This window comes from Lutibacter sp. (assembly GCF_013041805.1).
Classification (GTDB): domain Bacteria; phylum Bacteroidota; class Bacteroidia; order Flavobacteriales; family Flavobacteriaceae; genus Lutibacter.
Genome location: NZ_JABDRI010000015.1, coordinates 67892 through 77366 on the forward strand (window position 1 = coordinate 67892; position 9475 = coordinate 77366).

Below are 9475 nucleotides of genomic sequence, written 5' to 3' on the forward strand. Positions count from 1 at the left end.
AAAGAGATTTAAATTTAAATCTCTTTTATTTTTTACTAGTTTTTAGAAGGAATGTTTTCTAAAATAGTTAATAAATATTTCCAAAACTTTTGTGCAGATTTTATATTAGCTTTTTCATCTGGCGAATGAGCACCTTGAATGGTTGGCCCAAATGAAATCATATCCATATCAGGATAGTTTGTACCTAAAATACCACATTCAAGCCCTGCGTGGCAGGCAACAACATCAGCTTTACTATCAAACAACTTCTCATATGTTTCAGTCAAAACCTTTAATATCGGAGAATTTACATTTGGTTTCCATCCAGGATAAGAACCTGATTGCGTTACTTGGTAACCAGCTAATTCAAAAGCTGCTTTTAACGTATTTGCCAAATCAAATTTTGAAGTTTCTACTGAAGATCTCGTTAAACATAAAATGGTAATTTCTTCTTCTTTGACAATTACACGGGCTACATTATTTGAAGTTTCAACTAATCCTTCCATATCATTACTCATTCTGTATACACCATTATGTGCAGCATAAATGGTATTCAAAAGAGTAATTTGACTAATGGTCGTCATTACTTTTTTTGGAACACTTGTTTCCGAAATTGTAATTTCTAGATTTGGATCTACAACTTTAAATTCTTCTTTAATTTGGCTAGTCGCTTTATTTATTTTTTTGATGAATGTTTCTTTTTTAGCTGAATATACTGAAATTAGAGCAAAACTTTCTCTTGGAATAGCATTTCGCAAACTACCACCATTTATTTCAGAAATTCTTAAAAGGTCTTGCGCTTCATACAATAAACGATTCATTATTTTATTTGCATTTCCAAGCCCTTTATCAATATCCATTCCAGAATGCCCTCCATTTAATCCAGTTACGGCAATAGAAAAACCTATGCTATTTGAAGGTGTATTTACTTCGTGATATACATTTTTTGCTGTAATATCTATTCCTCCAGCACATCCAATGTCAATTTCATCATCTTCTTCAGTATCTAAATTTAACAAAATTTCACCATCTAAGTAACCGGATTGTAATCCCATTGCTCCAGTCATACCTGTTTCTTCATCAATAGTAAATAAAGCTTCAATCGCCGGATGTTTAATCTCTTTCGATGCTAATACGCTCATAATTGCTGCAACACCTAATCCATTGTCAGCACCTAATGTTGTCCCATCTGCTTTTACCCAACCATCTTCAACTTTCATTTTTATTCCTTCAGTATCAAAATCGAATACAGTTGCAGAATTTTTTTGATGAACCATATCCAAATGCGATTGCATTACAATGGTTTTACGATTTTCCATCCCTTTTGATGCTGGTTTTTTTATAATTACATTTCCAACAGGATCTACTACTGTTTTAAGATTTAATTTTTTCCCAAAGTCAACCATAAATTGGATTACTTTCTCTTCTTTTTTTGAACCTCTAGGAACAGCATTTAGGTCTGCAAAATTATTCCAAAGTTCGGTTGGTTCAAGAGTTCTTATGTCTTTATTCATTTTATATTATTTTGATTTATTTCACTATTTCTATAATGGTTTCATTCATTGGTTTTCGAACTTTCTTTAATCCATTCATGATATCATCTTCAGCTCTAAAACCTACAGGTAATAATAGGACAGATTTTAAATTTAAGCTTTTTAAATTTAAGAGCTCATCAATTTTTTTAGGAACAAATCCTTCCAAAGGGCACGCATCAATTTTTTCAATAGCGCAAACAGTCATTAAATTCCCAAGAGCAATATAGGTTTGATAAATTGCAGAAAGCTGTTTTTCTTCCAAAGTTTGACCTTCGTACATACCAATTAGCTGTTTTCTGAAGTCAGCAACTACTTTCTCACCAACATTTCTAATCTCCTTCTCTAAATCAAAATAAGCATTAATATCTTTTGTAGTTGTATCTGTGTCAATGCACAATACTAATAAATGAGACGCATCCGCAACCTGACGTTGAAAATAAGAATGTTCTACAAATTGTTCTTGCAATTGCTTATCAGAGATTACAATCATTTTCATAGGTTGTAATCCAAAAGATGTTGGAGTTAAATTAAATGCTTTTTTAAGGGTTTCAACTTGTTGTTTTGAAAGTTTTTTTGAAGGATCAAATTTTTTTGTGGCATATCGCCATTCGAGGCTTTCAATTGTATTCATTTTAGTAAAATTTGTACCACAAATTTAATTTAAAAATACTGAAATTAATCAAAATTAGACATTCAATTTTCATAACTAAAAGTTAATGTTTACTTTTAGATAACTAAAAAGGCTATGAAAGAAAAATTACTTCATTTTATATGGAAACTTAAGTTGTTTTCATTTAAAAGTATTCAAACTACTGCAAAAGAAAAGATTGAATTATTTTCAGTTGGTACTGAAAATTTAAACTCTGGTCCAGATTTTTTAAATGCAAAAATTAGAATTGATAAACAACTTTGGGTTGGAAATGTTGAAATACATATACAATCTTCAGATTGGTATCAGCATCAACATGAAATAGATGAGAATTATGATTCAGTCATACTTCACGTTGTTTGGGAACACGATGTTGAAATCTTTAGAAAAAATAATGATAAAATTCCTACATTAGAGTTAAAAAATTATATCCCAAAAGAATTATTAATTAATTATGATGAACTTTTTAGTAAAAATAAGAAATGGATAAATTGTGAAAACGACATAAAATATGTGAATAACTTTGTTGTTGTAAACTGGCTAGAACGACTGTATTTTGAGCGATTAGAGCAAAAGTCTGATTTTGTTAAACAACTATTATTAGAAAATCAAAATAATTGGGAAGCTACACTATTTGTATTAATGGCAAAGGGTTTTGGGCTAAAGGTAAACAATGAGTCATTTGTAAATTTTGCAACATCTTTTGACTTTTCAATTGTTAGAAAAATTTCAAATAATAAAACTCAATTAGAAGCTTTGTTTTTTGGTCAGGCAGGATTACTTTCTTCTGAAAATGAGGCTTTTTATTTTCATAAATTAAAAAAAGAGTATGAATATTTGAAAACAAAATTTAAGATAAAGTCTATTTCAAAAGGTCAAGTTCAATTTTTTAGGTTAAGACCTCATAATTTTCCAACAATTAGACTGTCACAGTTAGCATTTTTATATCATAAATATCAAAATTTATTTTCAAAAATTATTGAAATTGATAAATTAGATGAGTTTTATGAATTATTCGAGGTATTAACATTTCCATTTTGGGAAACACATTATACTTTTGATATTACATCTAAAAAAAGGATAAAAAAGCTTTCTAAATCTTTTATAGACCTTTTGCTTATTAACACCATAATACCTTTAAAATTTGTTCATCTTAAAAGTTTAGGAAAAAATGACTTTAGTGAGTTATTTTTAATTAGTGAACAAATTAAACCTGAAAGAAACTCAGTTATCTCTAATTTTAACAAGTTAAATGTTACAACGTCAAATGCATTTAAAACACAAGCCTTACTTCAATTGAAAAATGAGTATTGCAACAAACATTTATGTTTGCAATGCGCCATTGGAAAAGAGATTTTAAAAAACTAATTATGTTGCATTGATTTTTCTCTAATTGATCTGAATTCAGATTTTTCATTCCAATTTGGGTAGTTAGCTTCATTTGCTAATTTATAGCCAATTTTAAAGAATAATTTGGCATCTTCAATAATTCCTGACAAATCAGAAGTTTCAGGGATATATTCATCTGCTGGTTTATGATATGCAGTTTTCCAATAAGTATTTATTTGTTCTTTAGCCCATTCTTTTCCGTGTTCTCTGCTATCTTGCCATCCTTTTATAAATAGGGAAGGGATACCAATTTGTGCAAAACTGAAATGATCTGATCTATAATACATACCATTTTCTGGAAAAGGTTCTTCAATAATATATCGATCTTGCTCTTTTGCTGCTGCTTCAACGTACGAGTCTAGTTCAGATTGTCCAAAACCAGTAATAGTTACATCTTTCATTTTTCCCATTGGCAATAATAATTCATAATTTAAATTTGCAATTGTTTTTTCTGGAGAGAAAAGTCCGTTTTGAGCATAATATTTTGAACCAATGAACCCGGTTTCTTCAGCGGTAACAGCAATAAAAACAACAGAGCGTTCAGGTTTTATTTTTAAGTTAGTAAAAGCTTTAGCTGTTTCTAACATAGCTGCAAGAGCTGTACCATTATCCATTGCACCATTATATATTGAATCTCCATTTTGAGCTGGACCAATACCGAAATGATCCCAATGAGCACTATAAACAATACATTCCTCAGGGCGTTTCGTTCCTTTAATTATACCAACAACATTTTTACTGTTTTGAAATTTTAAGGCAGTTTTTATTGTTAAATTTAGATTACAATTTAAACTTAAAGCATTAAAATTTGAATTTTCAGCATTTTTTAAAAGCTCATCATAGTTTAGTCCAGATTTTTCAAATAATTTTTGAGCTGCAGCATCAGTAATCCATCCTTCGAGCGCACATTTTTGCAAATTTTGATCTTTAGCCTGAATAGATATTCCAAAACCTGAGGTATTTGTAAGTACTTGCCATCCATAACCTGCGGCTTTAGTGGAGTGAATTACTAGAATTCCTTTTGCTCCTTGTCTTGCTGCTTCTTCATATTTATAGGCCCATCTACCGTAATATGTCATTGCATTTCCTCTAAATAGCGATTCATTTTGCGTTGCAAAGCCAGGGTCATTTACTTGCACTAAAACAATTTTATCTTTTACGTCAATATCTTTATAATCATTCCATCCATATTCAGGAGCAACAATTCCATAACCAGCAAATACTATTTCAGCATTTTTTATAGTTATTGAATCTTTTATATGAGGTGTTTTAGCGATATAATCTTTTGTGAGTTCTAAAGTAAGTTCACCATTTTTAGTTTGTATGGAAATACTTTTATCAGGTGTGTAATTTAATTCTACCGCCGGAACATTTTGAAAATACGATCCATTATAACCACTTTCTAGCCCTATTTCTTTGAAAGCATTAGCAATATATTTCGTTGCTCTTTTTTCTCCAATAGTGAACGGTTTTCTTCCTTGAAATTCATCAGAAGACAACGTAACAATATGTTTCTCTAAATCTTTTGAATTAATTGAGTTCTCAGCTTCGAATACTTGATTCTTATTCGAACAACTTATCGTGGATAAAACAAATAGTAATAAAGCGCTAATTTTTAATGAGATATTCATTTGAATTAGTTTTAGGTAAATTATTTTTATTCTTTAGGATACCAATTTTTCAATCGAACTTCAATAGCTTTATTTTTAGTATTTACAAGGTTTTTAAACTCATTAACATCACTAAATCCATCTTTACCTCGATAGTGAAAAGGGTATACTACGTTAGGCTTAAATTCTAAAACTGCATCTGCTGCTTGATTAATAGTCATTGTGTAGGGAAGGTTCATACAAACAAAAGCGATGTCAATATGTTGAAGTATCCTCATTTCAGGAATATCTCCAGTATCCCCAGAAATATAAATACGTTTATCGTCTATGGTTAAAAGATATCCATTTCCTCTACCTTTTGGGTGTTTTGAATCTTGAGTTTCAGGTAAGTTGTACATCGGAATTGCTTTGATAAAAAAATTTAATCGATGGATTCCTTGACCGTTTTTTAAAATCTCAACTTTTGAATTATATTTTTCAGGTAATTCATTGGCAACAGCTTCTGGCACAATAAATAAGGCATTTGAAGTGTCAATAGCATTGAGAGTTTCTTGGTTTAAATGATCACCATGAATATCTGTAATTAAAACAATATCGGGTGATTTTAGATTTTTATATAAGTTTTCACCGCCATATGGATCTACATAAATACTGGTGTTATTATAGGTCAATACGAAACTGCTATGTAAAATTGGTTGAATTTTTATCACACCATTTGTTGTTTTAAAAGTATCAATAGTTGTATTTTGTGATAAAACATTATGTGAAGTAAGCATTAAAAGTACTACTGAAATTGTGGTTAATTTCATAAATCAATAAATTTTAAATTTTTACGAATGTAATTAATTTAATTTAGATGGTTACTTTTGAAAAAAGTCTTTCACCCAAGCAACCATTTGATTTTCGGTAAGTTGTTTTGAATTATAAACTCCAACTAATTTGATTGAGAGCTTTAAGTTTTTTAAGAGCTCTTTTTCAAATATATTTTTCATCTTAGATGGTCCGAATAATACAACTGATTCACAATTTTCAACTTCTTTTATTAGATTTTTGATAAATTGATTTATTTGTTCATTTTTTCTATTTAATTTGTTTTTTTCAAAGGTCATATACTGACCACCAAATCTTCCATATTTTTTTGACTCACCAGCCACGCGCTCCCGGGTTTCAATATTTGATTCAATTATTTTAACAGAATGTTTATTGTTGAAAAGTTTAATGGCGACAGCTTGTTTTGTGTCTATCCAAATTCCAATGTTTTGCTTCATAATACTATTTTTATAGATTAAACAATTGGTAATTAAGTATGTAATTATTTAGTACTATAAATTTACAAAAAAAAAGATTAGAACTTTATTCAAATCCAAAAAAAAGCTGTTACATAGGTAACAGCTTTTTAATAGTAATTAATTTGTTTAAGTTAGAGAGCTTAGAAACAATATTTGTTTTCTGCTATAACTTTTTCTGCAATAGTTTTGCGCAATGCAATAGGGTTTGGATTGTTTACATATTTAGTAAAACGTTTTAATCCCATCAGCATCATACGTTGTTCATCACCTTCAGAAAAGTAAAGAATTGCTTCTTTTCCCATACTTGCAGATTTTTCAACGGCGTTAAATAAGTTGAGTTTTGCCATTGCAATTTGACATTTAGCAGTATCTTCTGAAGTTAATTTTGCAACTTTTTCAGCTTTTAAAATTGCAGATTCAGCCATATAAACTTCAATCATTACCTCTGCAGCTGCTAAAATTAGTTGTTGATGACTTTCTAATTCCATGCCATAAGTTTGAACAGCTTTTCCTGCAATCATTAAAAATGCATTTTTTAACTTGGCAATCATCGCTTTTTCTTCAGACAATAATTCTGAAAAATCTGGAGTGTCAAATGAAGGAATTCCCATAAGGCTATTTCCAACTTCAGTTGCTGGGGTTATCACGTCAATTTCACCTTTCATTGCTTTGTTCAACAACATTCCAACGGTTAAAAGTCTGTTTATTTCGTTAGTTCCTTCATAAATTCTAGTAATTCTAGCATCTCTCCAAGCACTTTCCATTGGCGTGTCTTTTGAGAATCCCATACCACCAAATATTTGAATACCTTCATCTGATACAAATTGAGAAACCTCTGAAGCGTACACTTTAATAATTGCACATTCTATTGCATATTCTTGAAAAGCAGCCAATTCAGCATCTTGATGTGATTTTCCTGCAGCCAAACCATCATCAATCATATTCTGAATATCTTTTGCTGCTCGGTAACAAGCAGCATCAATGGTAAATGTTTTGGCGCTCATTTCTGCATATTTTTTCTGGATAGCACCAAAATTAGAAATGGCAGTTTTAAATTGTTTACGTTCGTTTCCGTATTTAACAGATTCTGTAATTATTCTTCTACTTGCATCTAAACAAGCTGCTCCTAATTTAATACGACCAACATTTAAAGAGTTTAAAGCTATTTTAAAACCTTTTCCTCTTTCAGAAAGCATATTTTCAACAGGAATCAAAGTATCACTAAAAAATACTTGACGTGTTGAGGATGAGGTGATTCCTAATTTTTTTTCTTCTTCTCCTAAAGAAACTCCGTTTGGATTGTCTTTATCAAATTCCAAAATAAAAGCAGTAATGTTTTTATCATCTTCAATACGAGCAAAAACAATAAAAATTTCAGCAAAACCTGCGTTTGATATCCACATTTTTTGTCCGTTAATTTTATAATGTTTTCCATCAGCAGTTAATTCGGCGGTTGTTTTACCCGAATTAGCATCACTACCAGCTCCAGGTTCTGTCAAACAATATGCTCCAAATTTTTCTCCTGACGTTAATAAAGGTAAATATTTGTTTTTTTGAGACTCAGTTCCATATAGAAAAATTGGCATTGTACCAATTCCTGTATGTGCGCCAAATGCCGTTCCTACAGAGCCTGTTGCAGATGAAATGTAATCTGTTACTAGCATTGTTGAAACAAATCCCATTCCTATTCCTCCATATTTTTCAGGTATTGATACACCTAAAAACCCCATTTCCCCTGCTTTACGCATTACTTCTTCAGTAAGTGCATAATCTTTATTTTCGAAACGTTCTTTATGAGGCCAAACTTCACGGTCTATAAATTCTATAACCGCTTCTTTCATCATTTTTTGTTCTTCGTTGAACTCTTCTGAAATAAAAATTTCATTCGCTTTAATTTCTTTTATTAGGAATTCTCCTCCTTTTATTGTTGCCATTTCTTAGATAGATTTTATTTTAATAATTCATAAACACCTGCCGCACCTTGTCCCGTACCAACACACATTGTTACAATACCATATTTGTTTTTTCTTCTGCGCATTTCGTTAAATAATTGAACAGAAAGTTTTGCACCAGTACAACCTAGTGGATGACCTAGTGCAATAGCACCACCATTTACATTTACAATATCTTGGTTAATATTCAGTTCTCTCATAACTGCTAATGACTGTGATGCAAATGCTTCATTTAATTCAATTAAATCAATATCATTCAGAGTTAGGTTTGCTTGTTTTAGCGCTTTAGGAATAGCTTTTACAGGACCAATTCCCATAATCCTTGGTTCAACACCAACTGCGGCAAATGAGACCATACGAGCAATTGGTTCAATATTTAATTCTTTGACCATTTCTTCACTCATTACTAATAAAAATGCGGCTCCGTCACTCATTTGAGAAGAGTTACCAGCAGTAACGCTTCCTCCATTTGCAAAGACTGGACGTAATTTTGATAAAGCTTCTATTGAAGTTCCTTTACGCGGCCCTTCATCAACTGAAACTGTGTAATTTTTAGTTTGTTTTTTACCATTATCATCTAGAAAAATATTTTCAACAGTAATGGGAACAATATCATCATTAAAAGTTCCTTTTGCTTGTGCTTCCAAAGCTTTCATATGTGATTTAAAAGAAAATTCATCTTGATCTTCACGAGAAACTTTAAATTGTTGAGCAACTGCTTCAGCTGTTAAGCCCATTCCCCAATAATAATCTTCATTACCTTCTTTAGCTGATTTGTAATTTGGAACAGGTCTATAACCACCCATTGGAATATAACTCATACTTTCTACACCGCCTGCAATAATACAGTCTGCCATTCCAGATTGTATTTTTGCCACGGCAATACTTACAGTTTCTAAACCAGATGCGCAATATCTATTCACGGTCATGCCAGGAACATCTTCAACTTTTAAACCCATTAATGAGACTAATCGGCCCATATTTAGTCCTTGTTCGGCTTCTGGCATTGCATTTCCAACAATAACATCGTCAATTCTTGTTTTGTCTAATTGTGGAACATCTTTTAACAAAT

The 9475-nt window shown here is 30.9% G+C and carries 8 protein-coding genes; 1 reads left to right on the plus strand and 7 read right to left on the minus strand.

Translation table 11 applies throughout. The features are described 5' to 3' along the window. Positions 1–35: 35 nt before the first annotated feature. Complete coding sequence (locus HKP59_RS01740; RefSeq protein WP_291802924.1) at positions 36–1493, minus strand: aminoacyl-histidine dipeptidase; 1458 nt, start codon at positions 1491–1493, stop codon at positions 36–38. 16 nt (positions 1494–1509) lie between these two features. Next, positions 1510–2145, minus strand: coding sequence for an NAD(P)H-dependent oxidoreductase (locus HKP59_RS01745; protein ID WP_291802925.1), 636 nt, complete (start codon positions 2143–2145; stop codon positions 1510–1512). A 114-nt stretch (positions 2146–2259) separates the two neighbouring features. On the opposite strand from HKP59_RS01745, the gene HKP59_RS01750 reads away from it, so the two are divergent. Beyond that, a complete protein-coding gene (locus HKP59_RS01750) occupies positions 2260–3531 on the plus strand; it encodes a DUF2851 family protein (RefSeq protein WP_291802926.1) in 1272 nt (423 codons plus the stop codon). On the opposite strand, the gene HKP59_RS01755 is transcribed toward HKP59_RS01750, so the two are convergent. From HKP59_RS01755 to HKP59_RS01775, 5 genes are all read right to left on the minus strand, one after another. Next, positions 3528–5183 (minus strand): M20/M25/M40 family metallo-hydrolase, encoded by a 1656-nt coding sequence (locus HKP59_RS01755; protein WP_291802927.1) that lies wholly within the window; start codon positions 5181–5183, stop codon positions 3528–3530. The genes HKP59_RS01750 and HKP59_RS01755 overlap by 4 nt on opposite strands. Before the next feature lie 26 nt (positions 5184–5209). Further along, entirely contained in the window at positions 5210–5971 is a 762-nt protein-coding gene (locus HKP59_RS01760) for an MBL fold metallo-hydrolase (RefSeq protein ID WP_291802928.1), read from the minus strand. 51 nt (positions 5972–6022) lie between these two features. Next, a complete protein-coding gene (locus HKP59_RS01765) occupies positions 6023–6430 on the minus strand; it encodes a hypothetical protein (RefSeq protein WP_291802929.1) in 408 nt (135 codons plus the stop codon). 161 nt (positions 6431–6591) lie between these two features. Next, on the minus strand, positions 6592–8385 hold the full coding sequence (locus HKP59_RS01770; RefSeq protein ID WP_291802930.1) for an acyl-CoA dehydrogenase family protein: 1794 nt from the start codon (positions 8383–8385) through the stop codon (positions 6592–6594). Between the two features lie 14 nt (positions 8386–8399). Next, a partial coding sequence (locus HKP59_RS01775) for an acetyl-CoA C-acyltransferase (RefSeq protein ID WP_291802931.1) occupies positions 8400–9475 on the minus strand: 1076 nt, incomplete at its 5' end.